The sequence below is a fragment of the Janthinobacterium sp. PC23-8 genome (genome assembly GCF_002250505.1).
Lineage (GTDB): Bacteria > Pseudomonadota > Gammaproteobacteria > Burkholderiales > Burkholderiaceae_D > Janthinobacterium.
Genome location: NZ_NJGY01000004.1, coordinates 59,453 through 84,309, shown reverse-complemented (window position 1 = coordinate 84,309; position 24,857 = coordinate 59,453). Strand labels below are relative to the sequence as shown.

Annotated in this window: 18 protein-coding genes and 1 tRNA gene; 18 read left to right on the top strand and 1 reads right to left on the bottom strand. The window is 62.6% G+C overall.

Features of this window, described 5'->3' with window-relative positions:
* Nucleotides 1-5 precede the first annotated feature (5 nt).
* Nucleotides 6-2,723 (bottom strand): LuxR C-terminal-related transcriptional regulator, encoded by a 2,718-nt coding sequence (locus CD932_RS23980; protein ID WP_094445416.1) that lies wholly within the window; start codon nucleotides 2,721-2,723, stop codon nucleotides 6-8.
* Between the two features lie 117 nt (nucleotides 2,724-2,840).
* On the opposite strand from CD932_RS23980, the gene CD932_RS23975 reads away from it, so the two are divergent.
* The 18 genes from CD932_RS23975 to CD932_RS23890 form a co-directional block, all read left to right on the top strand.
* On the top strand, nucleotides 2,841-3,941 hold the full coding sequence (locus CD932_RS23975; protein WP_254926749.1) for an NADPH:quinone oxidoreductase family protein: 1,101 nt from the start codon (nucleotides 2,841-2,843) through the stop codon (nucleotides 3,939-3,941).
* Between the two features lie 70 nt (nucleotides 3,942-4,011).
* Nucleotides 4,012-4,701, top strand: coding sequence for a nitroreductase (locus tag CD932_RS23970; protein WP_094445840.1), 690 nt, complete (start codon nucleotides 4,012-4,014; stop codon nucleotides 4,699-4,701).
* Nucleotides 4,698-5,489, top strand: a complete 792-nt coding sequence (locus CD932_RS23965; protein WP_217907360.1) for an enoyl-CoA hydratase-related protein — start codon at nucleotides 4,698-4,700, stop codon at nucleotides 5,487-5,489. The genes CD932_RS23970 and CD932_RS23965 overlap by 4 nt, the downstream gene beginning before the upstream one ends.
* A gap of 104 nt (nucleotides 5,490-5,593) precedes the next feature.
* The gene (locus CD932_RS23960; protein ID WP_094445415.1) at nucleotides 5,594-6,730 is read left to right on the top strand and encodes an acyl-CoA dehydrogenase family protein; all 1,137 of its coding nucleotides are present in this window, start codon (nucleotides 5,594-5,596) and stop codon (nucleotides 6,728-6,730) included.
* A 224-nt stretch (nucleotides 6,731-6,954) separates the two neighbouring features.
* Nucleotides 6,955-8,163, top strand: a complete 1,209-nt coding sequence (locus tag CD932_RS23955) for an acetyl-CoA C-acetyltransferase (protein ID WP_094445414.1) — start codon at nucleotides 6,955-6,957, stop codon at nucleotides 8,161-8,163.
* A gap of 34 nt (nucleotides 8,164-8,197) precedes the next feature.
* Nucleotides 8,198-10,363, top strand: a complete 2,166-nt coding sequence (locus CD932_RS23950; protein ID WP_094445413.1) for a 3-hydroxyacyl-CoA dehydrogenase NAD-binding domain-containing protein — start codon at nucleotides 8,198-8,200, stop codon at nucleotides 10,361-10,363.
* A gap of 22 nt (nucleotides 10,364-10,385) precedes the next feature.
* Complete coding sequence (locus CD932_RS23945) at nucleotides 10,386-11,963, top strand: acyl-CoA synthetase (protein WP_094445412.1); 1,578 nt, start codon at nucleotides 10,386-10,388, stop codon at nucleotides 11,961-11,963.
* Nucleotides 11,964-12,211: 248 nt separating this feature from the next.
* Nucleotides 12,212-12,286 (top strand) — tRNA-Arg (locus tag CD932_RS23940).
* 169 nt (nucleotides 12,287-12,455) lie between these two features.
* On the top strand, nucleotides 12,456-14,345 hold the full coding sequence (locus tag CD932_RS23935; protein ID WP_094445411.1) for an ATP-binding cassette domain-containing protein: 1,890 nt from the start codon (nucleotides 12,456-12,458) through the stop codon (nucleotides 14,343-14,345).
* Between the two features lie 482 nt (nucleotides 14,346-14,827).
* A complete protein-coding gene (gene epsL, locus CD932_RS23930) occupies nucleotides 14,828-16,066 on the top strand; it encodes an XrtB/PEP-CTERM-associated polysaccharide biosynthesis outer membrane protein EpsL (RefSeq protein WP_094445410.1) in 1,239 nt (412 codons plus the stop codon).
* 9 nt (nucleotides 16,067-16,075) lie between these two features.
* Entirely contained in the window at nucleotides 16,076-17,458 is a 1,383-nt protein-coding gene (locus CD932_RS23925; RefSeq protein ID WP_094445838.1) for an undecaprenyl-phosphate glucose phosphotransferase, read from the top strand.
* Nucleotides 17,459-17,805: 347 nt separating this feature from the next.
* Nucleotides 17,806-18,777 carry an EpsD family peptidyl-prolyl cis-trans isomerase gene (locus CD932_RS23920; protein WP_254926748.1) on the top strand — a complete coding sequence of 324 codons (972 nt, stop codon included), beginning with the start codon at nucleotides 17,806-17,808 and terminating at the stop codon, nucleotides 18,775-18,777.
* A 64-nt stretch (nucleotides 18,778-18,841) separates the two neighbouring features.
* Nucleotides 18,842-19,630, top strand: a complete 789-nt coding sequence (gene epsE, locus CD932_RS23915) for a polysaccharide export protein EpsE (RefSeq protein WP_094445409.1) — start codon at nucleotides 18,842-18,844, stop codon at nucleotides 19,628-19,630.
* Between the two features lie 42 nt (nucleotides 19,631-19,672).
* A complete protein-coding gene (gene epsF / locus CD932_RS23910) occupies nucleotides 19,673-21,079 on the top strand; it encodes a chain length determinant protein EpsF (RefSeq protein ID WP_094445408.1) in 1,407 nt (468 codons plus the stop codon).
* A 13-nt stretch (nucleotides 21,080-21,092) separates the two neighbouring features.
* The gene (gene epsG / locus CD932_RS23905) at nucleotides 21,093-21,968 is read left to right on the top strand and encodes a chain length determinant protein tyrosine kinase EpsG (protein ID WP_094445836.1); all 876 of its coding nucleotides are present in this window, start codon (nucleotides 21,093-21,095) and stop codon (nucleotides 21,966-21,968) included.
* Nucleotides 21,968-22,876: an exosortase B gene (gene xrtB / locus CD932_RS23900; protein ID WP_217907359.1), complete on the top strand. Its 909-nt coding sequence runs from the start codon at nucleotides 21,968-21,970 to the stop codon at nucleotides 22,874-22,876. Before epsG ends, xrtB begins: the two co-directional genes overlap by 1 nt.
* On the top strand, nucleotides 22,873-23,559 hold the full coding sequence (gene epsI, locus CD932_RS23895; RefSeq protein WP_094445835.1) for an exosortase-associated protein EpsI, B-type: 687 nt from the start codon (nucleotides 22,873-22,875) through the stop codon (nucleotides 23,557-23,559). Before xrtB ends, epsI begins: the two co-directional genes overlap by 4 nt.
* A gap of 46 nt (nucleotides 23,560-23,605) precedes the next feature.
* Nucleotides 23,606-24,857, top strand: a 1,252-nt coding sequence (locus CD932_RS23890; protein ID WP_094445406.1) for a lipopolysaccharide biosynthesis protein, incomplete at its 3' end; no start/stop codon positions are given.

The window sequence follows — 24,857 nt, the reverse complement described above, 5'->3', positions numbered from 1 at the left end:
GCAAGTCAGATGGCGCCGATGCGGCGCGCTTCCAGCACCGCCTGCATGCGGCTGTGGACCGCCAGCTTGGCGTAGATACTGCGCAAGTGCGTACGCACGGTGCTGGCCGACACGAACAGCTTTTCCGCCATCGCGGTGTCGGAGTAGCCATCGGCGACGAGCTGCAGCACGCTGATTTCCTTGCGCGAGAGCTGTCCCTGCGGGGGCAGGGTATCCTCAGCGGCGGCCGTTTCAAGGTGCGACAGACTGCCAAAGGCCTGCAGCAGGCGCTGCAGATACTCGGAAAAAATGGGCGAGGTGCGGCGAATGTCGTCTTTCCGCATCGCTGACATGAAGTTGCTCAGTAGCAAGCCGGCATCGGGACCTTCGTCGACGATCAGGCGCACGAACCCTTCATTGCAGGTCTGCCTGAGCAGCGTGCCGAGCACGGCGTGGCTGGCCCGTTGCTGGCCCGAGCGCACCAGGGCCATAGCCTGCAGCAGGCGCAGTTTCAGGCCGCGCAAATGGTGCGACGTCGCGGTGGCCTCGCCAATTGCGTGCTCAAGCTGCGGCAGGCACTTCGCGGCGTCGCCGGCCGCGACCTCCCAGCGCAGCCGCCCGATCGCCATGTCCTCCAGCTCATTGGCGAACATGCGCTTGCCGGCCACGCGTTCCCACAAGGCCGCATCCTCGGCGCGGTCGAGTTCCTCACGCGCCGCCTGCGCATGGCCTTGCAGCAACAACACGCGGGAACGTTCCAGCTTGGCGCAGGCCACGATACGCGTCAGCTTGCGCCGGCGCCCCAGATATTCCAGATCGGTGAGCGTCTGAAATGCCCGGTCCACGTCGCCGCGCTGGAAGGCAATGCGTGCCTGCATGACGTGGACGACAATCACCAGATCGGCCAGGCCCAGATCACACACCAGCGGCACGTAAGCGCGTAGCAGCTGTTCGACGGTATCGAGCTCATTGCCTTCGTACAGGGTGCAGGCATACAGCACGCCGGCCCACGCATTGCCGTTCGATTCGCTGCGGCCAGCCCTGAGGCTGGCCGCCAGAGCCATCTTCATGCGTGCCCGCGCCTGGCGCAAGCGGCCTTGCTGCATGTCGATCACGCCTTCGACCGATTCGGAATACATTTCCGTGAACCCCGTCAGCTTGTCCCAGTGCGTGCGGCGTGCCACTTCGAGCAACGCGCGGGCGTTGTCGAAATCGCCCGTGTTGGCATAGATGCTGGCCACGGTGCTGAGCAGCACCGCGTCGGTGAACGCCGACCCGGTGGGCAATTCGGTAATGCACTGCCGGCCAACCGCCAGCGCATCTTCCACCCGGTCCATCATCGCCGGCAATAGTATCCGCAGCGGCAACACATAAGACTGCAGCGCTGGATCCCTGGTGTGTTCAAGGCCGGTACTGCTCATCAGCGCAGTGGCCTCCTGCGCGCCGCGCGTGTAGGCCACCGCCCACAGCTGGATGGCTTGCAGTCGCGGCTGCAGCCGCAGCAGTTCAGGCGGCATGTCGACGAACCAGCGTGCCAGCAGCCGCATGCGGCCTTCCGCCAACAAGCGTGGCGCATGGCCTTCGAGCAGTTCGGACGCGCGCGCGAAATCCTCCCCTGCCATGGCATGGTCGATCGCAGGGACCGGCCGCTGCTGCTCGGCGTACCACGCCGACGCGACCCGATGCAGGTGGGGCAGTTCTTCCGGCGCCTCGCGCTTCAGGTGCGCCTGCAGAAAGCCCGAGAACAGGCTGTGGTAACGGTACCAGCGTTCCTCGCCTTCCACCGGTGTCAACAAGATGTCGGCCGACTGGAGTTCAGCCAGCAGGCTTTCGGCGTCGGCCTCCGGTACCAGGGCTTGGCAAAGCGGCACACTGAGCTGCTTGAGTATGCTGGTACGCAACAGGAAGTGCCGGATCTGCGGTGCCTGGTGCGCCAGCACGCTGTCAGTCAGGTAAGCATCGATGGTGTCGTGCGAGCCGGAGAAGCGAACGATAAAGCCGTGCCGGTCCTGCTGCCGCTCCAATGCCAGTGATGCGAGCCAGAGCGCGGCGACCCAGCCTTCGGTGCGCCGGTGCAGCAGTGCGAGATCCTCGGCACTGAGCGCCAGTTGCCGGTTGCCGGTAAAGAAGGCGGCGGTTTCTTCAAGGGAAAAGCGCAAGTGCTGGGCATCGATTTCGAACAGTTGTCCTCGTGCGCGCAAGCGGCTGAGCGGCAGATCCGGGTTCATGCGCGAGCCGATCACCAGCCGGCCCTGGGGGGGCAACTGATCGATCAATTGGCGTACCAGCCCAAGCACGGTCGGATCCTGTATCAGCTCGAATTCGTCGAGAAACAGCGCATAGGGATGGCCGCCGCTGGTCAAGCTGTCGAGCACCGAGAGCGCGGTTTCGCCCACGGCGCGTTCCGATGCTCCGTCAGTGGCATCGGGCAGCGGTTCATCGCCCGTCAACTGGCCGATCGCGGCCCGCAAGCAATTCAGGAAGCGTGGCGGGTCGTTGTCCGAGCCGTCGAGGTTGAGCCAGGAGGTCGCCACGCCCATGGCGGCGAAGCTGTGCCGGCATTGTTCCATCAGCGTCGTCTTGCCGAAGCCGGCGGGGGCACGAATGAGCACCAGCTTGGTGGTGTGCGAGGTGCAGACGCGATTGATCAGCGCCTGGCGCAGGACCTGCGCGGGGTTGACGGGCGGGGGTGCCAGTTTTGCGCCGAGAACCTTGCGCGCGGAATTCCAGGAAGAAGTAGTCATCGGTCAGGTTGACAGTAACAAGTAATGCATTCGCGATGCCTGACAGGATACACGCAAAGCGCTGCAATACTGAGACACCTTGCACATGCAAAGCCGGGGCAGCACATATCGGACGGCATGATCTTCGACCGCCAGGAAAGACGAATCATCAATTTTGACGATGCGAGTGCGCCGATGCCGGAGCACAATCGGTCGGGAAATGTTCAGACGCTGCGCAACAACATCACAACCAACGAGAGAGAATCAGAAATGCAAGCACTGCGAATTCATGACTACGATGAAGGCATACGGCTCGACACGATGCCGCTGCTCAGCCCCGGTCCTGGCGAGATCCGGGTTCGGGTGCAGGCCTGTGGCGTGTCGTTTGTCGACCTTCTGGTGGCGGGCGGCGGCTATCAGTTGCGTCCGCCATTGCCGTTTGTTGCGGGCAGTGAATTTGCCGGTGTGGTGGACGCCCTGGGCGACGGCGTCGGCAGCAGGTTCGCCGTCGGTGACCGGGTCAGCGGTTCGGGCGCCATCGGTGCGTGGACGCAGTATGCCTGCGTGCCGCCAACCGGGCTCACCAGCGTCGCCGCCAGCGTGCCGATCGAGGAGGCCGCCGTGCTCAACGTGCCGTATGCCACTGCCCTGTATGGACTGCGCGAGCGCGGCCACCTGCAGCGCGGCGAGACGCTGCTCGTACTGGGCGCCACCGGCAGTGTCGGCCATGCAGCCGTTCAGCTGGGCAAGCTGCTGGGCGCGCGGGTGATCGCTGCCGTGTCTGGCGAGCTCAAGCGCACGGCGGCGCTCGAATCCGGCGCCGATGAAGTGGTCGACGCCGGTGATCCTGAATGGAAGAATCAGGTCAAGTTGCTGGCTGCGGGCGGCGTGGATGTCGTCTTCGACACCGTCGGCGGCGACATGACCGATGCTGCCTTTCGCACTCTTGGCTGGGGTGGCCGGCATTTGATGGTCGGCTTCGCTGGGGGCCAGATCGGCGCGCTGCGCAGCAACCTCGCGATCATGAAAGGCGCGTCCCTGGTCGGGGTGGACATCCGGCAGTTCGGAGCACGCGAACCGGCACGGGCCAGCGCACTGATGGAGGAAGTCGCCGCGCTCCACGGGGACGCCAGGATCCGGCCGCGCGTCGCTGCGGCGCTGCCGCTGGCGCAGTTTGCCGAGGCGACCGCCAGGGTGCGGGACCGCAACACCATCGGCCGGATTCTGCTGTGCCCATGAACCACTCCGTCCGCGCTTGCGGCAACGCGCCTGCGCGGACAGTTTTCTTTTCCTGCTACGGATGATGCCCATGACACACAGACCTTCCTCCCCAACGTCCTTGCTCACTTTCGAAGCCGTGCTGGACGCACGTTACAGCTGCCGCGGCTACCTTGACCGGCCGGTGGAACGCGGCACCATCGAGGCGATTTTGGGCTTGGCCCAACGCACCCCTTCCTGGTGTAACTCGCAGCCATGGCAGGTCATCGTGACCGGCGCCACAGCGACCGAACGTCTGCGCCAGGCGCTGCAATTGGAGCAGGCCGAGGCCAGCTCGGATATTGCGCCGCCGCTCGAGTACCGCGGCGTGTATCGCGAGCGCCGGCGCGAATGCGGCAAGCAGCTCTACGACAGTCTGGGCATCGCGGCGGACGACCGCGCCTCATCCATGCGGCAGACCATGGAGAACTTCAAGTTCTTCGGCGCTCCGCACATGGCGCTCATCACCACGGAGGCCTTGCTCGGCACCTATGGCGCGGTCGATTGCGGCGCCTATGTCAACAACTTCATGCTGGCCGCGCGCAGCGTTGGCGTGGCCAGTATCGCGCAGGCGGCGATCGCGATGCGCTCGCCGTTCCTGCACCAGTGGTTCGAGATTCCGGAGGACCGCCAGATCGTGTGCGGCATCTCGTTCGGCTACGAAGATCCGGCGCATCCCGCCAATCGTTTCCGTACGACCCGCGCCACCCTGGAACAGAGCGTTCGATGGGTGGACGCGTGAAGCCGCTCGTTGAGCGCGGCGCGGACATGGCGCCGCAGGCCCTGGTGCAGGTGCGGCGCGAGGGCCGGGTGTTGCTGATCACGATGCAGCGCGAACACAAGCGAAACGCGGTGGACCGGGCGCTGGCCGACGCACTCGACGTCGCTTTCAACACCCTGGAGGACGATCCCGAGCTCTTCGTCGGCGTGCTGACGGGGGGCGACAAGATATTCTGTGCCGGCAGCGATCTCACCTCGGGTGGCGATTACGTTACCGAGCGCGGCGGCGAGTACGGCATCATCCGGCGCCGCCGGCGCAAGCCGCTGATCGCGGCCGTGGAGGGTGCGGCGCTGGGCGGCGGCATGGAGATCGTGTTGGCGTGCGATTTGCTCGTTGCTGCGGACAACGCCCGCTTCGGCTTGCCCGAGGTGGTGCGCGGTGTGCTGCCGACCTGCGGCGCGCTGTTTCGCGCCTTGCATGCCTTGCCGCCCAATATCGCCCGCGAACTGGTGCTCACCGGCGAGCCGATGGATGCCGTGCGCGCCCACGCGCTCGGCCTGGTCAACGTGCTGGCGCCACCCGGCGACTCGCTGGCCGGCGCCCTGGCGATGGCGCACCGCATCGCGGCAAACGCACCGCTGTCGGTACAGGCGTGCCTGGGAGCGATGAACGGCCTGCTTGCCGTCAACGACGCCCATGGCTGGGACGTCACGGCGGCCGCACTCGCCGCCATCGCCGCAAGTGACGATGTCCAGGAAGGTCTGCGCGCCTTTCTCGAAAAGAGGGCGCCGGTCTGGATGGGACGCTGAAGTCGTCATTTGCAATGATGGTGCCGGCATCCATCGGCCGCAGCGCTGCCTGCCCCGTTCGATGGCGTGAACGCTTGTTCGATTGTTAAACCTGGAGCTGATACATGATTCCACGCACGATATTTACTGAAGAACACAACATGCTGCGTGAAACCGCACGCCACTTCATGCAAGCCGAAGTCGCGCCACACCACGAGCGCTGGGAGGAACAGGGTTATGTCGATCGCGACATCTGGTTGAAGGCGGGCGCGGCGGGATTTCTTTGCGCCAGCATGCCGGAGCAATACGGTGGCGCCGGCGGCGATATCCTCCACAGCGTGGTGCTGATGGAAGAGCAATCGCGGATCGGCGCCTCCGGCCTCGGTTTCCCCTTGCATTCGGAAATCGTCGCGCCTTATCTCCTTCATTATGGCAATGAGCACCTCAAATCGACCTATTTGCCGAAAATGGCAACCGGCGAAATGATCAGTGCGATCGCGATGAGCGAGCCCGGCACCGGTTCCGACCTGCAGGGTGTGACCACGTCCGCAGTACGCGACGGCGACAGCTATATCTTGAATGGTTCCAAGACCTTCATCACCAACGGCTGGCATGCCGATCTGGTGATCGTGGTCGCCAAGACCGATCCGGCTGCGGGCTCGAAAGGCATCAGCCTGTTCGTGGTCGATACCTCGATGCCTGGATTTACAAAAGGCAAGCGTCTCAAGAAAGCCGGGATGAAAGCCCAGGACACGTCCGAACTGTTCTTTGACAACGTGCGCGTTCCCGCTGCCAATCTGCTGGGCGAAGAAGGACGCGGCTTCCAGTATCTGATGCAGGATCTGCCGTGGGAACGCCTGCAGATCTCGATCCTGGCGATCGCGTCCGTCGAGGCGGCCCTTGATTGGACCTTGCGCTACACGCGCGAGCGCAAGGCGTTCCAGCGTCCGATCGCCGAATTTCAGACCGTCAGCCATGCACTGGCCGATATCAAGACCGAGTTGCAGCTGGGCCGGGTGTTCGTCGATCGCTGCATCGAATTGCTGCTCGAGAAAAAACTCGATGCGGCGACGGCATCGATGGCCAAATACTGGACTACCGAGATGCAGTTCCGCGCCCTCGACCGGTGTGTGCAGTTGCATGGCGGATATGGATATATGTGGGAATACCCGATCACGCGCGCCTGGGCCGATGCGCGCGTGCAGCGCGTGTATGGCGGCAGCAGCGAAATCATGAAAGAGCTGATTGGCCGCAGCCTGTAAGTCCGGGTCCGGTCGCAAGCCGAGCACGATTCCGGCTCGGGTGGAATCGGCCTGAGGCGGATGCCCTGAGGAGTTGATTGACGCGGCACGGATGTTGGTGTAACTTATAAATAGTCCGACGCGTCGGTATAATAAAAGGTGGATTGATGGCGGATGTGAATCGGCATTCGATCCATTCCGCATCACATAGACAGTAACCGAGACGTTGCTAAAGGGAGGAAATAGTGAAGGAAGCATTCATTTACGATCACGTGCGCACGCCACGCGGGAAGGGCCGGCCGGACGGTGCCTTGCACCAGATCACGCCGGTTCAATTGGCGGCGCAAACACTGGCCGCAATCCGCGACCGCAACCGGTTCGATACCGGGCTGGTTGACGACGTGATCCTCGGCTGCGTCAGTCCGGTGGGCGAGCAAGGCGCCGATATTGCGCGCATGGCCGCGATCATGGCCAATTTCGACGAACGCGTTACGGGCTTGCAGATCGACCGGTTTTGCGCGTCCGGTCTCGAAGCGGTCAATCTCGCGGCGGCCCAAATCGCCATGGGGCAGGCGCAGGCGATCGTCGCTGGCGGCGTGGAGTCGATGTCCAGGGTGCCGCCGATGTCGGGCGGGGGCGCGTGGACCAACGATCCGCAGGCGATCTGGAAGTCATATTTCAATCCGACCGGGGTGTCAGCCGATCTGCTGGCCACGCTGGACGGCTACACGCGTGCGCAGCTCGATGGCTACGCCCTGGCCAGCCAGCAACGCACTGCGCTCGCCTGGGCGCAAGGGCGCTTCGACCGGTCCGTGTTGCCGGTGCGTGACATGCTGGGACAGGTGGTGCTGGCGCGCGACGAGTATCCTCGTCCGGACGCCACTGCGGAGAGTCTGGCGGCGCTCAAGCCCGCCTTCGACGTGATGGGCGAGCAGGGCGGCTTTGACGCAGTCGCCCTGCAACGGTATCCACAGATCGAAGCGGTCAGGCACTGGCATACGCCGGGTTCTTCGAGCGGCATCGTCGATGGTGCCGCCGCGATCCTGGTGGGGTCCAAAGAATTCGGCCAGATGGCGGGCCTCAAGCCACGCGCCAGAATTGTCTCGTTTGCCTCTATCGGCAGTGATCCGACGGTGATGCTGACGGGCCCCGCGCCGGCCACGCTGAAGGCGCTCAGGAACGCGGGCATGTCGATCAATGACATCGACCTGTTCGAAATCAACGAGGCGTTTTCTTCCGTCGTATTGCGCTATATGCGGGCGCTGGATCTGCCGCATGACCGCGTCAATGTCAATGGCGGCGCGATCGCGATGGGGCATCCGCTTGGGGCCACCGGTGCAATGATACTCGGGACGGTACTCGATGAGCTCGAGCGCCGCGATCGCAACACTGCCGTCATCACCCTGTGCGCAGCAATTGGCCAAGCGACGGCCACCATCATCGAACGCGTCTAACGCTGGCGTTGGCGAAAAATAGAGAAGGAAAAAAATGGAAACCTTGAAATTTTCTATTGCGGAAGATGGCATAGCAAGCATCGTGATCGATTTGCCAAATCGGTCGATGAATGTCCTGACGCCGCAACTCATCGACGAACTCATTACGGTAGTGGAACAGGTTGCGACCGATACCACGGTGCTGGGAGCGGTGGTGACTTCAGGAAAAGTCGGCAGTTTTGTGGCCGGCGCGGATATCACGCACCTGCTCGATATCTTCGAGAAGGGCATCAGCGCCGTCGACGCCTCCAGGATAGGCGACAAACTGTCGGGGCTGATGCGCCGGATGGAAACCTGCGGCAAGCCGTTTGCGGCGGCCATCAATGGGCTGGCGCTCGGTGGCGGGCTTGAACTGGCACTGGCCTGCCATTATCGGGTGCTTGCCGATCATCCGAAAGCAGTTGTCGGGCTCCCTGAGGTCGGGCTCGGCTTGCTGCCTGGCGGCGGAGGCACACAGCGGCTGCCGCGCATGATCGGCATTGAAAAGGCGGCCGGCCTGCTGCTGACGGGCAAGCAGATCGGGCCGCAGGAAGCACTCAAGCTTGGCATCGTCAACGCCTTGGCCAGCGAGTCTGACACGGTCGAGACCGCAGCGGCCTGGCTGCGCGGGCGCCCGTCTGCCGCGCAGCCGTGGGACGTGAAGGGATTTCGCATTCCCGGCGGCGTCGGGCCGCTGGCCAGCCATGCGCCGCGTACGTTCACCGCCGGCACCTCGCTTCTGGCCCAGCAAACACAGCGCAATTATCCTGCGCCGCTGGCGATTGCCTCCGCGCTGTTTGAAGGGACCCAGGTACCGCTCGGGACGGGGCTGCGCATCGAGGCCAATTATTTCGGGCAGTTGCTTGCCGGGCCGGTGGCGCGCAATTTGATGCGCACGATGTTTGTCAACAAGGGAGAGGCCGACAGGCTGGTCAAGCGCCCGCCACACGTGCCAAAGTCGGCGGTGAGAAAACTCGGCGTTCTTGGCGCCGGCATGATGGGCGCGGGCATCGCCTATAGCGCGGCCAAGGCCGGTATACACACCGTCTTGCTCGACACCACAATCGAGGCGGCCGAACGAGGTAAACAGTATTCCGCCAAATTGCTGGAAAAGGACCTGGGCAAAAACAGGATCACCCGCGACAAGGCGGACGCCATCCTCGCGCGCATCGCGCCCACCATCGATTACAGTGATCTTGCCGGCTGCGACTATGTCGTCGAGGCTGTATTTGAAAACCGCGCCATCAAGGCTGAGGCAACCCGGAAGGCAGAGGCTGTCATCGGGGCTGATGCTGTGTTTGGCAGCAATACCTCGACGCTGCCGATCACCGGGCTGGCCGAGACCTCCGCGCGGCCTGGCAATTTCATTGGCATCCATTTTTTCTCGCCGGTAGAGCGCATGCCACTGATCGAGATTATCACGGGGGCCGCAACCAGCGACGTGGCGCTGGCGAGAACATTGGACTTTGTCGAGCAATTGCGCAAGACGCCGATTGTCGTCAAGGATAGCCGTGGCTTCTTTACGAGCCGGGTCTTTGGTACCTATATCAAGGAGGGCGTCGCGATGATGCAAGAGGGCATCTTGCCGGCGCTCATAGAAAACGGCGCGCGCCAGGCCGGCATGCCGATCGGGCCATTGGCGGTGCTCGACGAAGTGTCGCTCGATATCACGCTCAAGGTCTACGATCAATGGGTAAGTGATGGCACGCCACCGCCGTTCGAGCCGGCGCTGTCGGTCAATGCGATCAAGACCATGGTGCACAGTTTCGACCGCAAAGGGCGGGCATCGGGAGCCGGCTTTTACGATTACCCGAAAGAGGGGAAAAAGTTTCTATGGCCGCAACTCGGACAGCATTTTCCGATAGTGGCGACCCAACCCGACGTCGACGAAGTCAAGCAACGCGTCCTGTATGTGCAGGCGATGGAAGCGGCCCGCTGCGTCGAAGAGGGCATCGTCAGCGCAGAAGATGCCGACATCGGTTCCATTCTCGGCATTGGCTATCCGGCCTGGACCGGCGGCACAATCTCGTTCATCGAGACGGTCGGCCTGACGGCGTTTGTCGCCGAAGCGGAACGCCTGGCGCTGTTATATGGTCCGCGCTTCCAGCCGTCGCCATGGCTGAAGGAGCGTGCCGCGGGCGGCAAACGTCTGCTCGGTTCGATGTCCGCCCACGCCAAATAATACAATCAACAGGAGACAAGTGATGGCAATTGACCTTAACGCGTTGCAGCACGTCGGCACGCATGCGCAGCGTGACCCGGAGCGGCCGGCAATCATTATGGGCGCCTCTGGTGAAACCATAACGTATGGCCAGCTCGATGAGCGCTCTTACAAACTCGCCGCGTTCCTGAGCGACCAAGGCTACGCACCTGGCGATCATATTGCAATCGTCATGGAAAATTCTGCGGACTACCTGATCGCGTGTTGGGCCGCGCAGCGCTCCGGACTCTATTTTACGCCCGTCAACTGGCACCTGGCTGCCGATGAGATCGCGTATATCATCGAGGACTGCGATGCGAAATGCGTGATTGCCTCGCCCACCCTGGCTACGGTCCTCGACGCCTGTGAGGCCAGGTTTCCAAAGGTCACGCTGCGTCTGGTGTCAGGCGCTGCGCGACCGAACTATCAGAGCCTGGCGGCAGTGTATGGCGCTGCGGCGCCGGTCGCGCCGCTGGCGCAGTGCGAAGGCATGAGCATGATGTATTCGTCCGGCACCACGGGCAGGCCCAAGGGCATCAAGCGGCCGCTCTCTGGCGCGCCAATGGGAACCCTCGGTGCATCGGACCGCATCGTCGGTGGTCTCTACCAGTTCGATGCGTCGGTGGTATTGCTTTGCCCGGCACCGCTTTATCATGGCGCGCCGCTGGTGTGGGCCATGGGCGCCCTGCGCCTGGGCGCCTGCGTGGTGGTCATGGAAAAATATGAACCGGTCGAGGTGCTGCGTCTGGTCGAGTGCTACCGCGTCACCCACGGGCATTTTGTGCCGACCATGTTCGTACGGATGCTGAACCTGCCGGAGGAAGTCAGAAACGGCTATGACCTGTCAAGCCTGAAATTGGTCGCCCATGCTGCGGCGCCGTGTCCGGTCGCCGTCAAGCACCGGATGTTCGAATGGTTCGGGCCGGTCATTCATGAATACTATGCGGGAAGCGAAGGAAACGGCTTCTGTGCAGTCGGTCCGCAAGAATGGCTGGCGCGTCCCGGCACCGTCGGCAAGGCAATTTTCGGGCAAATTCATATCCTGGACGATGCGGGTGAGCAATTGCCTGCCGGCGAAATTGGCACCGTCTATTTCGGCGGTACGCCAGCGTTCGAGTACCACAATGACGCGGAGAAAACGCTTGCAGTACGTAACGGGAAGGGGTGGAGCACCCTGGGGGACTATGGCTACGTTGACGCCGAAGGCTACCTCTTCCTGTCGGACCGTAGAACCGACCTGATTATCTCTGGGGGCGTAAATATCTATCCGCGTGAAACCGAAGACGTCTTGCAGCAACACCTGGCGGTGCTGGACGTCGCGGTGGTCGGCGTGCCAAGTGCCGAATTTGGCGAAGATGTCGTTGCCGTGGTCGAACTCAAGCCTGGATACGAAGGCAATGAGGCGCTGGCGGCTGAGCTCATCAGCTATTGCCGAGAGCACCTCAGCCACTTCAAATGCCCCAGGCGTGTCTCGTTCGGGACGCTGCCCCGGACGCTGACGGGGAAATTGCTGCATCGCGTCGTCAAGGAAGAGCAGCGTCGCCTTCAGCAATCGACGAAAACGGACGCGTACTCATGCTGAGAGGCGGCGGCGCTTGACGCCGAGCCGCTCTGACGCCTCCTTTCGGCTCAGCTTGCCCTCAAGCAACTGCGTCATCAGTTGGCGTCTCGGATCTCGGCACTTCCTGGCCGCTCATCGGCGTCACCATGCTGACGTGCCATTTTGCCCAAAAAACGGCATGGTTATCCGGGGCTCCACGCACCGGCCGCGCCGGCACCGGCTGCGCACTGTCAATCCAGGTCGGCAGGCTGTATAATGCCGGTTCGCGTGTCGCCATCGTACAATGGATAGTACAAGGTCCTCCTAAGACTTAAATGCAGGTTCGATTCCTGCTGGCGACACCAATTCACGCAACGGACCTCCTCAGCCTGTTCCTTGCCAGCGGCAAATTTCCGATCGCCTGTGATACGGGTCCCGGTTATCGGTACAATGCGTGCTTCATTCATTCAATCGGCAGCTGTCTTGCACGCCCAGGCGTTCGCAATGCGCAGCGCCCGAGCACCTTTACTCATTATGGCTGTCATTTCTCTTTCATCGGCGCAACTTGCGTTCGGTCACGTCGCGCTGCTCGATCACGCGGAATTTTCACTGGAAACCACGGAACGGGTCGGCCTGATCGGCCGCAACGGCACCGGCAAATCGTCGCTGCTGAAAGTTATTTCCGGCAAGTTCAAGCTCGACGATGGCTTGCTGGTCATGCAACAAGGCATCAAGATCGCGTATGTCGAGCAGGAACCGCAGTTTGACCCGGACATGTCGGTGTTCAATGCGGTCGCTTCCGGCATGGGCGAGTCGCAGGCCTGGCTGAAGGAATACGACGAGCTGACGGGCCAGTTTGGCCAGGGCAATGACGATGAATTGATGGAACGCATGCACGACATCCAGGTCAAGCTCGATGCGGCCGATGCGTGGAGCTTGCCGAACAAGGTGGAAACCGTGCTCGACCGTTTGAACCTGACCGGCGACATGCTGATGAAAACTTTGTCCGGCGGCATGCAAAAGCGCGTGGCGCTGGCGCGCGCGCTGGTCTCGGCGCCCGACGTGCTGTTGCTCGATGAGCCAACCAACCATCTCGATTTCACCTCGATCCTGTGGCTCGAAGGCCTGCTGCGCGACTTCAAGGGCAGCGTGCTGTTCATTACCCACGATCGCTCCTTCCTCGACAATGTCGCCACGCGCATCATCGAGCTCGATCGCGGCCGCTTGCTGTCGTATCCGGGCAACTTCACCGCCTACCAGGTGCGCAAGGCCGAGCAGCTGGAAATCGAGGAAGTGGAAAACGCCAAGTTCGACAAATTCCTGGCGCAGGAAGAAGTATGGATACGCAAGGGCGTCAAGGCGCGCCGCGTGCGCGACGAAGGCCGCGTGCGCCGCCTCGAGGCGCTGCGCCTGACGCGCAATGCGCGCCGCGACCAGCAGGGACAGGTCAAGCTGGACGTGTCGGCCGGCGAGCGCTCGGGCAAGATCGTGGCGGAGCTGGAAAACGTCTCGAAGATCTATGGCGACAAGGTGATCGTCAAGGACTTCAGCGCCACCATCCTGCGCGGCGACAAGGTCGGCCTGATCGGCGCGAACGGTGCCGGCAAGACCACCTTGCTGAAAATGATCCTCGGCGAGGAGACCTCGGACACCGGTTCGATCCGCCTGGGCACCAAGCTGCAGGTGGCGTATTTCGACCAGATGCGCACCCAGCTCAACGAAGAGGCGAACCTGATGGAAACCATCGCGCCGGGCAGCGACTGGGTCGAGATCAACGGCCAGCGCCGTCACGTGATGACGTATCTGAACGACTTCCTGTTTGCGCCGGAACGCGCCCGTTCGCCCGTCAAGTCGCTGTCCGGTGGCGAGCGCAACCGCCTGCTGCTGGCGCGCCTGTTCGCCAAGCCGGCCAACGTGCTGGTGCTCGACGAGCCGACCAATGACCTCGACATCGACACCCTGGAATTGCTCGAAGAGTTGCTGGAAGAGTACAAGGGCACCGTGTTTCTGGTCAGCCATGACCGCACCTTCCTCGATAACGTGGTCACGCAGGTGATCGTCGCCGAAGGCGCCGGCAAGTGGCGCGAATTCGTCGGCGGCTATACGGACTGGGAGCGCGTGCGTAGCTTGCCGGTGGCCACCGCGCCGGCCAGCAAGCCGGTCGTCAAGGCCGAGGCCGCCGCACCGGCTGCCAGGAAAAAACTCAGCTATAAAGAGCAGCGCGAACTCGAGGAATTGCCCAAGCTGATCGCCAGACTGGAAGACGAGCAATCGGTGCTGGCGGCCGAGCTGTCGCATCCGGATTTTTACAAGAAGACGCCGGCCGAAGGCAAGCGCCTGAATGCGCGCGTGGCCGAAATCGAAGGCGAATTGCTCGATGCGCTGGAAAAATGGGAGCAGATCGAGGCGCGCGGCAACAGTTAACAGTTTTTATCCCTTGTTATAATTAGAAGCACGATTGTTTACCGCCCAACCATCGCGCTTGATATAATTATGTTTTTTATATCAAGGGATGTATGTTTGCTATTAAGAAAGCGCGACCCGGGCCAGTGCGCCGGGCGCGGGCAACGCTCCCCTCCTGCGCACCGGCATGACCGCGCGCGCCCCCGCCACCGATAGCGCCATGCCCGGGTTGTCTGTTCCTCCTCTTTTCCGTCGCTGTGCCAGGCCGCTGCGGCCCTGCGCCACACGCATTGCAGGGCAGGCTGTTGTTTTTTTGCTGTGGAACGTTGTCGGCGCAGGCTTGATGAGCATCGGCAAGGCAGGCGATGGTAATCCGCGTAACGATGGCCGCATCGCGCCTTGTTGATGGCTGGCGCAGTGGGGCATTCTGGAGAATTTCTGGTCGGCATTGAAATTACTGGTAGTATTGTTTGTCAACTGATTACTTGTCAAAGATTAAATCTATGTTGAACTTTTTGCAAAAAAAAGCAATTACCAGCGCTATCACGGCCGCGCCGGGCCTGAGTGGCGTGGCGCTGCTGTTCGGCGCGCTGGCCAGCCCCTGCGCATGGGCCGATATCAGCGATACGATCAAGCCTTTCGTGGCCACCACCTATTCCTACGACGACAACCTGATGCGCTTGCCCGACGACATGACGGGTCTCGACGCGCCGCGCTCCGATACCTCGCGTCTGCTGCAGGCCGGTCTGCTGTTCAACCGTCCCATCGGCCGCCAGATCCTGACGGGCCAGGCCAAGTGGTCCAAGGTCAGCTTCAACCGTTTCAAGCAGTTCGATTACGATGGCAAGGATTTCCTGGCCGATCTCGAATGGCATCTCGGCAATCACCTGGAAGGCCATGCGGGCGCCAGTTATGCGCAAACCCTGACGCCGTTCAGCGATTTCCAGAGCAATGTGCGCAACCTGCGCACCGAGCGGCGCGCATATGTCGATGGCGCCTGGCGCTTCCATCCCAGCTGGCGCGTGCGCAGCGGCCTCACGAGCGACCGCTATACCTACGATCTGCCGGTGCAGGCGTTTTCCAACTGGACCGAAGAGGCGGCCGAACTGGGGCTGGACTACCTGGCGCCCAGCGGCAGCCGCCTCGGCCTGCAGTTGCGCAAACTCGACGGCAGCTATCCGAACCGCACTGGCGACACCGCTGCCGTGTTTGGCAATGGCTATCGCCAGGATGAAATCAAGGCCAATATCTTCTGGGCGCTGAGCGGCATCACGCAGATCGAGTTTCTTGGCGGCTGGGTACGCCACCGCAACAAGGTGCTGTCCGGCCGCGACAGCAGCGGCAATAACGGCCGCCTCAGCGTGTACTGGCAGCCGCTGGGCAAGCTGCGCGTCACGGGCATGGCCTGGCGCGAATTTGGCTCGGTCGACAATTCCCTCGTCACCAGCAGCCTCAATACGGGCGCCAGCCTGGGCGCAGTCTGGACGGTCACGTCCAAGGTGAGCGCCGAAGCGCAACTGCGCCGCGTGCGGCGCGATTTTTCCGCCGTCAGCGGCCTGGTCTTGCCGGGCGACGGCCGCGACAGCACCAGCACCGCCTCGCTGGGCCTGACCTATGCGCCCCATCCCAAGGTACGGCTGGGCGTGCGCCTGTTCCGCGAGCGGCGCACCGGCGTGTCCATCGTCGACAGCGGCAACTACCGCGCCAAAGGACTTTCCTTCAATGGCAATGTACAGTTTTAAGCAATGAACATGACGGTCAACGATATTCCCTTGATTTCCTTCTTTCAACGGGTGCTCGACCCCCTGCTCATCATGGGGCTGCTGTACTTGCTGACGCTGGCTTCAGGTTCACCGTTCAACGGCTACATGCTGGTACTGATGATACTGGCCATTTTCATTTCCTCGACCGTGTTTACGCATATCGATCCCTACCGTACCTGGCGCAGCGGACGCATGCTGGCGTATGCGCGCGACATCCTGATCGGCTGGACCATCACTGCCCTGATCCTCGCCTTTCTCGGATCGGCCACCGGTCTGGCCTATCATTTCGAGACCGAGGTGGTCATGGCCTGGTTTATCCTGACTCCCTTCGTTTTGCTGGCTGCACACCTCGCGGCGCGCAAGTTCAGCCTGCGCCCCGATGGCGATAGCGAAGTGCGCTCGGTGGTGATCATCGGCGCCAATGACGCCAGCCTGAAATTTGCCGCCACCGTGGCGCGCAATCCCAACCTGTTCATGAACGTGCGCGGCTTTTTCGACGACCGTACCGATGACCGCTGGCCGGAAACAATGCGCGAACCGATGCTGGGGCGCATGAATGATATCGCCACCTATGTGCGCGAACAGCATATCAAGATGATCTTCATCAGCCAGCCGATTTCGGCGCAGCCGCGCATCCGCAAATTGCTCGACGACCTCGCGGACACGACGGCTTCGGTTTATTTCCTGCCCGATATTTATATCTTCGACCTGATGCAGGCGCGTTTCGACAATGTGGGCGGCATGCCCGTGATCGCCATACGCGAGTCGCCGTTTACCGGGTACAACAGCATGATCAAGCGCGGCAGTGATATCTTGCTGGGCTTGCTGATCCAGATCCTGTTGCTGCCGCTGATGCTGCTGATCGCCCTTGCCGTCAAGCTCAGCTCGAAAGGCCCGGTGATTTTCCGCCAGCGCCGCTATGGGCTGTATGGCGAAGAAATCGTCGTCTACAAGTTCCGCACGATGACGGTGGACGAGGATGGCGACCAGGTGGTGCAGGCGACCAGGAATGACCTGCGGGTGACCCGCCTCGGCGCTTTCCTGCGCCGCAGCTCGCTCGATGAATTGCCGCAGTTTTTCAACGTCTTGCAGGGGAGCATGAGCATCGTCGGCCCGCGTCCGCATGCTGTGGTGCACAACGAGCAGTATCGCAAGCTGATCAAAGGCTACATGCTGCGCCACAAGGTCAAGCCCGGCATCACGGGCTGGGCCCAGGTCAACGGCCTGCGTGGCGAAACCGAAACGCTCGACAAGATGGAAGCGCGCATCCATTTCGACCTCGATTACCTGCGCAACTGGTCACTCTGGCTCGATTTGTGGATTATCATCCGTACCGTGAAAGTAGTGCTGGCGCGCGATAATGCCCATTGATTGCCTGCCTTGCTCCTGCCGGGCTTGCGTTGCCTTATGCATTGCTTGCAATGCAAGATGAGTCATCGTCCAGCCGCACTCGCGCTGCATATGATGCATAATCATTTGCAATCAAAAAGACGGTGGAAAAAGTTGTTTTTTTATCTTGTTAGTAGTTGTTTTTGCAAATATTCTGCTTGTTGAGTTATGCTGGATGCATTATATTTACAATATTGTTAATTGTTTGATGTATATCCATGTCCTGAGGAGAACATCTGGCGCTCACCGTGCCGCGCACCAGCGCCGGGTTGCCAGTTGATTTCGTCACTGAGGTATCCATTTTCTGGCCCGTTTGCCAAGGAGCATGCTTGAATCACTCTATCTACGCCCGTCCCGCGCCACGCCTGCTGTGCGCCGCGCTCGTCCTGCTGGCCGCCGCCGGCTTGTCCGCCTGTGGCGACAAGGACAAGAAACCTGGCCAGTCGCTGGCCAGCGTCAATGGCAAGGAAATCACCATCTTGCAGCTCAATGAAGAATTGCAGCGCGCCGGCGTGCAGTCGGCCCAGCAGGCGGTGGCCAGCAAGCAGTTGCTCGAGTCGCTGATCGATCGCCAACTGCTGCAAAATGAAGCGGAGAAGGAAAAGGTTGATCGCGATCCGAAAGTCATGCAGGCGATCGAGCGGGCCAAGTCCCTGATCCTGGCCCAGGCCTACATGCAAAAGCGTATCGGCGCCGCCGTGCGCCCGAGCAAGGCCGAAGTGGAAGCGTATTTCACGCAAAATCCGCAGTTTTTCACCCAGCGCAAGCAGTTCGACATGCGCCAGCTGATCCTGCCGACCAGCGCGCTCAACGACGAGTTGAAGGCCGTGATCGACGGCGCCAGGTCGCTCGGGGACGTGGCGCAATGGCTCGACAGCCACAAGGTCGCCTATGCCCCCAGCCAGGTGTCGCGCACCAGCGCCGACCTGGCGCCGGAACTGAGCCGCAAGCTGGCGGCGATGTCGAAAGGGCAGTTGTTCATCGTGCGCGAAGGCGAGCGCAGCCTGCTCGTGTCGCTGTCCGATGTGAAGGACACGCCGGTGGGCCTGGACGCGGCCGCGCCGCAAATCGAGCAATTTCTCGTCAATAAGAAAAGCAAGGATGCCGCCGACGCCGAGTTGAAGCGCCTGCGCGCCAGCGCCAGGATCGAGTACTTCAACAAGGATGCGTCTGCCACGGCGGCAGCGCCGGCGCCAGCTGCCCCGGCCCCGGCCCCGGTCCCGGTCCCGGTCCCGGTCCCGGCCGCTCCGTCGGGCAGCACCAGCGAATCCAATGAGCGTGGCGTGGCCGGCTTGAAATAGGCGCGCCAGGCGATTCGACATTCCTTACTTCAATAGCAGTACTTACCAATGGGTATCAGCAATCATGAAACAACTCGCACACTGGATGATGGCGGCCTTCCTGGCACTGGCCGCAAGTTTTGCATCGGCCGCCGATGTGCCGCTCGGTGCGGGCGATGTCCTGAAAATCTCCGTCTACGGCAACCCTGACCTGGGCCTGGAGACGCGCGTGAGCGAGGCGGGCCAGATTACCTTTCCTCTGGTGGGCGCGGTCGATGTCGGCGGCCTGTCGGCGTCGGCGGCGGAAAAGAAACTCGGCGGCCTGTTGGAGAGCGGTGGCTACCTGCGCAAGGCACAGGTCAACATCATCGTCACCAGCCTGCAAAGCCAGCAGGCTTCGGTACTGGGTCAGGTCAACCGCCCCGGCCGCTATCCGCTGGAAGGCAAGCGTACCGTGATGGACATGCTGGCCATGGCCGGCGGCATGAATCCGGAAGGCGCCGACCAGGTCAGCCTGATCCGCAAGCGCGCAGGCAAGCCCTCGCGTGAAGTGATCGATATCCTCGACATCGTGCGCAGTGGCGACCTGAAGGGCGATGTCGACGTGACGGGCAACGATATCATCTACGTCGAACGCGCGCCGCGCTTCTATATCTACGGCGAAGTCCAGCGTCCGGGCGCCTTTCGCCTGGAACGCAACATGACGGTGCTGCAGGCGCTGGCCGCCGGCGGCGGCCTGACCCAGCGCGGCACCGAACGCGGCGTGCGCATCAAGCGCCGCAATGCGGCCGGCCAGGTCGAAGTGATCGAGGCCAGGCACGACGATCTGCTGCTGGTCGACGATGTCGTGTATGTCCAGGAAAGCCTGTTTTAAGCGCGCCTTTGCGCCGTATTTGCCCGTATTGAAAGCATTGAAATGAATCTCTCCCAACTGTTGCTGATCCTGCGGGCACGCAAGAAAATTGTACTGCTGACCCTGTTGATCACCGTCGCGCTGGCGCTCGGTGTCAGCCTGGTCTTGCCCAAGACCTACAAGGCCACCAGCACCTTGCTGATGAACTACAAGGGTATCGATCCGCTGACCGGCGTGACCTTGCCCGGGCAGCTGCTGCCGGGCTACATGGCCACCCAGGTGGACATTATCGGCAGCAAGAACGTGGCCTTGCGCGTGGTCGACCAGCTCGAACTGGCGCGCAGCCCGGCCGTCATTGCCCAGTTCAATGAGGCGGCAAAAGGCAGGGGCACGGTGCGCGACTGGCTGGCCGATTTGCTGCTGAGAAAGCTCGAGGTGATGCCCTCGCGTGAAAGCAGCGTGGTCGACATCAGCTTCAAGGGCGCCGATCCGCAATTCGTGGCGGCCGTGTCGAATGCGTTTGCCGAGCAATACCAGAAGGTCAGCATCCAGCTGAAGGTCGATCCGATGCGCAAGGCGACCACCTATTTCGACGACCAGACCAAGTTGCTGCGCGACAACGTCGAACAGGCGCAAAGCCGCTTGTCGAAATACCAGCAGGACAATGGCATCGTCAGCCTCGACAACCGTCTCGACGTCGAATCGAACCGTCTGAACGACTTGTCGGCGCAGCTGGTCGTGGCCCAGTCGCAGGCGATAGAAGCGACCTCGCGCCAGCGCATGGCGTCGGGCAGCAACACCTCCGAATCGCCCGACGTGGCCTCGAATCCGCTGATCCAGAGCCTCAAGCTGGGCCTGGGCAATGCCGAAGGCAAGCTGGCCGAACTGGGCCAGCGCCTGGACCGCAATCACCCGCAATACCAGAGCGCCAAGGCCGAAGTGGACAAGCTGCGCCGCGACCTGGCCGAACAGACCCGCGCCACCTCCCAGAGCGTGGGCAACAATGCGCAAATCCTGCAGCAGCGCGAAGCGTCGATCCGCGCCGCCCTGGCCGCGCAAAAGGCCAAGGTGCTGGAACTGAACCGCACGCGCGATGAAATGGGCGTGATGAGCAAGGATGTGGAAAGCGCCCAGCGCGCCTTCGACGTGACCTCGCAGCGCCTGTCGCAGACGCGCATCGAAGGCCAGGCCGAGCAGTCCGATATCGCCATGCTCAATCCCGCCGTCGCGCCGATCCAGCCGGACAGCCCGAATATCCCGCGCAATGTGCTGCTGTCGATTTTCCTCGGCATCATGCTCGGCTGCGGCCTGGCCATGCTGGCCGAACTGCTGGACCGCCGCATCCGTTCGGACCAGGACTTGAGTGACGTGTTGCAGATTCCCGTCTTCGGTGTGATCGACTGGAAACCGAAGCGGCACCGCATGCGGGGCTTGCGTGGCATGCTGCCGCGCCGCCTGCGCCTCAATTGAGATGGAAACCGAGATGACATCAAGTGCACATGTATTGAACAGTACGCCCCAGAGCAGCGGCGCCGGCTCCAGTATCGGCGGCCTGCTGCTCGAATCAGGCAAGATCACGCCGGAAAATGCCGAGCGCGTGCTGCGCATGCAAAAGGAACTGGGCATCCGTTTCGGCGAAGCGGCGCAGCGCCTGGGTCTGATCACGGAAGCGGATATCCAGCAGGTGCTGGCGCGCCAGTTCGACTATCCCTACCTGCAGCCGGGCGCCGGCAAGTATCCGGCCGAACTGGTGGCCGCCTACCAGCCGTTCAGTTCACAAGTGGAAACCCTGCGCGCCGTGCGCAGCCAGCTGATGCTGCGCTGGTTTGCCCGCGGCAGCAAGTCGCTGGTGGTGCTGGGCATGGAGCCGGGCGACGGCGCCAGCCTGTTCGCGGCCAACCTGGCGGTGGTGTTTTCCCAGTTGGGCGAGCATACATTGCTGGTCGACGCCAACCTGCGCAAGCCGCGCCAGCATGAAATCTTCGACCTGAAAACGCGCCAGGGCCTGTCGGACGTACTGGCCGGGCGTGCCGAGCTCGACATCATCGCCAAGGTGGAATCGTTTGTCGCCCTGTCGGTGCTGGCGGCGGGCACCTTGCCGCCGAATCCTCAGGAGTTGCTCAGCCGTAGCTCCTTTGTCACGCTCAACAAGCAGCTCGAAAGCCGCTATGACGCGGTGCTCTACGACGTGCCGGCTTACGCCACCGGTTCCGACGCCATCGCGGTGGCCGCGCGCGCCGGCGGCGTGCTGCTGGTGGCGCGCAAGAACAAGACGCCGATGGCCGAAGTGGCCGCCATGTCCGAGCAGATGACGCAAAGCGGCGCCCAGGTGGTCGGTTCCGTGATGGTCGATTTTTGATGGTTGCCCCCGGTCACGCCATGCCGCCGGCCCGCGCCAGCCGCCAGCGGCTGCCCGACTGGCTGCCGCTGGCGGCCGGCTTTCTGGCCATGCTGTTACCCAGTCTGCTCGGCCTGTTTCGCGGCATCTGGTCCACCGAAGAGCAGGCCCATGGCCCGATCATCCTGGCGCTGTCGCTGTGGCTGATCTACCGCAAGTGGCCCGAGATGCTGGCCGGGAGCGAAGGCGCGTCCGGCAGCCGCGCCGGCTGGCCGCTGCTGGTGGCCTTCTTGCTGCTGTATGTGCTGGGCCGTTCGCAGCAGATCCTGTCGCTGGAACTGCTGGCCCTGATCGGCACCGGTCTGGCGCTGCTGCTGAGCAAGCGCGGCGGCGCCGCTGCCCGCGTGCTGTGGTTCCCCTTCTTTTTCATGCTGTTCATGGTGCCGCTGCCGCTGCCGCTGGTGACCACCCTGACCATGCCGATGAAGATGGCCGTCTCCTATGTCACCGAACACATCCTTTTCCTGGCCGGCTATCCGATCGCGCGCACCGGCGTGATCCTGCAGATCGGCCAGTACCAGTTGCTGGTGGCCGACGCCTGCGCCGGCCTGCAGACCCTGCTGACGCTTGAGGCGCTGGGCCTGTTTTACCTGAACCTGGTGCGCCATACCTCGCCGTTTCGCAATATCGTGCTGGCGCTGCTGATCGTGCCGATTTCGTTTACCGCCAACGTCATCCGCGTGATGGTGCTGACGCTGATCACCTATCACGTCGGCGACGCCGCCGGCCAGGGCTTCCTGCATGGCTTTGCCGGCATGGTGCTGTTCATCAGCGCCCTGCTGTTGATCCTCGCCGTTGATTCCTTGCTGCAATGGATCGTCAGGAAGCGCGCCGCGCCGCGCGCGCCGGCTGCGGGAGTATCGCCATGAATGCCTCGTTACGCATGAACCTGCTGCTGGGCGCCTTGCTGCTGGCAGCAGCCGTCCTCAGCCGCGCCGTGGCGCCCAGTGTGAAAATGTCGGACCAGCGCCCCGTCTTTTCGCTGGAAACGGCGATACCGCAGGCGTTTGGCGAGTGGCGTCTCGACACCACCATGGTGCCCTTGCAGGTCGATCCGGAAACCCAGTCGCGGCTGAACAAGATCTACAACCAGACTTTGTCACGCACGTATGTCAATCCGCGCGGCGAACGGGTGATGCTGTCGATCGCCTATGGCGGCGACCAGAGCGACAACATGAGCGTGCACAAGCCGGAAGTGTGTTACGCGGCGCAAGGCTTCCAGGTCGAGCGCGACGAATACGGCGCGCTTGCCACGCCGTATGGCCCGTTGCCGGTCAAGCGCCTGCTGGCGGTGACGGGCAACCGCAGCGAACCGATCACGTACTGGATTACGGTTGGCAACAAGATCAGCAAGGTCGGCCTGCAGCAGCGGCTCGAGCAATTGCGCTACGGGCTGACGGGCACCATCGCCGACGCCATGCTGTTTCGTGTTTCCAATATCGATACCGACTTGCCGCACGCGTATCAGTTGCAGGCCAACTTCGTCAACAGCCTGCTGGGCAGCATGCCGCAAGCACAGCGCAGCCGCCTGATTGGCACGCCGCCGGGTTGAGGCGCCCAGGGTGCGCCGCGCGCGCCCGGGGCAGACAGTGAGAATCATGGGCAGCGATATCAATCAAAAAAGCGTCAGCGCCGTCAAATGGGCGGCGATGGGCACGGCCCTCATGTTTGGCCTGCAACTGGTCACGCAAGTGCTGCTGGCGCGCCTGCTGGGTCCGGAAAGCTACGGCCTGTTCGCGATGGGCTTGCTCGTCATGACGTTCAGCAATTTTCTTGCCGATTTCGGCTTTTCCTGGGGGCTGGTGCAAAACCAGACCCTGAGCGAGGAAGACGTGCGCTTTACCGTCACCTGGCAGGCGCTGACGGGGCTGGCGGCCATGCTGCTGCTGTACCTTGTCGGGCCGTGGGTGGCCGTCTACTTCAGGGAGCCGCGCATCGGGCCCGTGATCGCCTGGATGAGCCTGACCTGCGTGCTCAATGCGCTGACCGCTACCGGCAGCGGCCTGCTGCGCCGCCAGCTCGATTTCCGCTCCCTCAACATCATCCAATTGAGCAGTTACATCGTCGGCTACCTGCTGATCGGCCTGTCGATGGCGTATGCCGGGGCCGGCGTGTGGACCCTGGTGGCGGCCTGGCTGGGCCAGGCCGCCACGGCGTTGCTGCTGACCTATGCGCGCACGCGCTTTTCGCTGCGTCCGCTGCTGTGGTACGAGGGCGCGCGCCGCTCCACCCATGTGGGCCTGACGGTGTTCGTGACCAATCTGTGCAACTGGTTCCTGAACAATCTGGACCGGGTCTTCCTCGGTCGTTTCCTGGCCGCCCACGCGGTCGGCGTGTATGCGGTCGGCTACAACCTGGCCAATACGCCCAACGGATTGTTCCTGAGCGCCTTGCAGCCGGCGTTTCTCGCCACCGGCGCCAAGCTGCAGGACGACTTGCCGCGCCTGCGCGACATGTATCTGTCGGTGCTGGCGACGATCTGGATCGTCATCGCGCCGCTGTTCGTGCTGCTGGCGGTCACGGCGCCGGCCCTGATCGGCGTGCTGTACGGCAAGGTCTGGCAAGAGTCCGGCATCGTGCTGGCGATCCTGGCGCTGGCCATGCCGGCCTATATCAGCTGGGGCATGTCGACGCCTATCCTGTGGAATACCGGCGGCAAGCATCTGGAAAGCCTGCTGCAGCTGCCCTTGATTGTGCTGGCCGGCGCCATGCTGTTGTTGTTTGCGCGGCAGGGCGCGGCCACGGTGGCGCTGATCGCCGCTTGTACCTTGCTGGCGCGCGCGCTGGTGGTGGGCACGGCCGCCTGCCGGCGCCTGCGGGTGGGCCGGCGCGAGCTGGCGCCGCTGGCCG

Coding starts and splice junctions, on each gene's coding strand:
- CD932_RS23960 (WP_094445415.1), top strand. CDS start 5,594: ATGATTCCACGCACGATATTTACTGAAGAACACAACATGCTGCGTGAA.
- epsI (WP_094445835.1), top strand. CDS start 22,873: ATGAATGCCTCGTTACGCATGAACCTGCTGCTGGGCGCCTTGCTGCTG.
- xrtB (WP_217907359.1), top strand. CDS start 21,968: ATGGTTGCCCCCGGTCACGCCATGCCGCCGGCCCGCGCCAGCCGCCAG.
- CD932_RS23970 (WP_094445840.1), top strand. CDS start 4,012: ATGACACACAGACCTTCCTCCCCAACGTCCTTGCTCACTTTCGAAGCC.
- epsE (WP_094445409.1), top strand. CDS start 18,842: ATGAAACAACTCGCACACTGGATGATGGCGGCCTTCCTGGCACTGGCC.
- CD932_RS23925 (WP_094445838.1), top strand. CDS start 16,076: ATGACGGTCAACGATATTCCCTTGATTTCCTTCTTTCAACGGGTGCTC.
- CD932_RS23935 (WP_094445411.1), top strand. CDS start 12,456: ATGGCTGTCATTTCTCTTTCATCGGCGCAACTTGCGTTCGGTCACGTC.
- CD932_RS23975 (WP_254926749.1), top strand. CDS start 2,841: ATGATCTTCGACCGCCAGGAAAGACGAATCATCAATTTTGACGATGCG.
- CD932_RS23950 (WP_094445413.1), top strand. CDS start 8,198: ATGGAAACCTTGAAATTTTCTATTGCGGAAGATGGCATAGCAAGCATC.
- CD932_RS23980 (WP_094445416.1), bottom strand. CDS start 2,723: ATGACTACTTCTTCCTGGAATTCCGCGCGCAAGGTTCTCGGCGCAAAA.
- epsG (WP_094445836.1), top strand. CDS start 21,093: ATGACATCAAGTGCACATGTATTGAACAGTACGCCCCAGAGCAGCGGC.
- epsF (WP_094445408.1), top strand. CDS start 19,673: ATGAATCTCTCCCAACTGTTGCTGATCCTGCGGGCACGCAAGAAAATT.
- epsL (WP_094445410.1), top strand. CDS start 14,828: ATGTTGAACTTTTTGCAAAAAAAAGCAATTACCAGCGCTATCACGGCC.
- CD932_RS23945 (WP_094445412.1), top strand. CDS start 10,386: ATGGCAATTGACCTTAACGCGTTGCAGCACGTCGGCACGCATGCGCAG.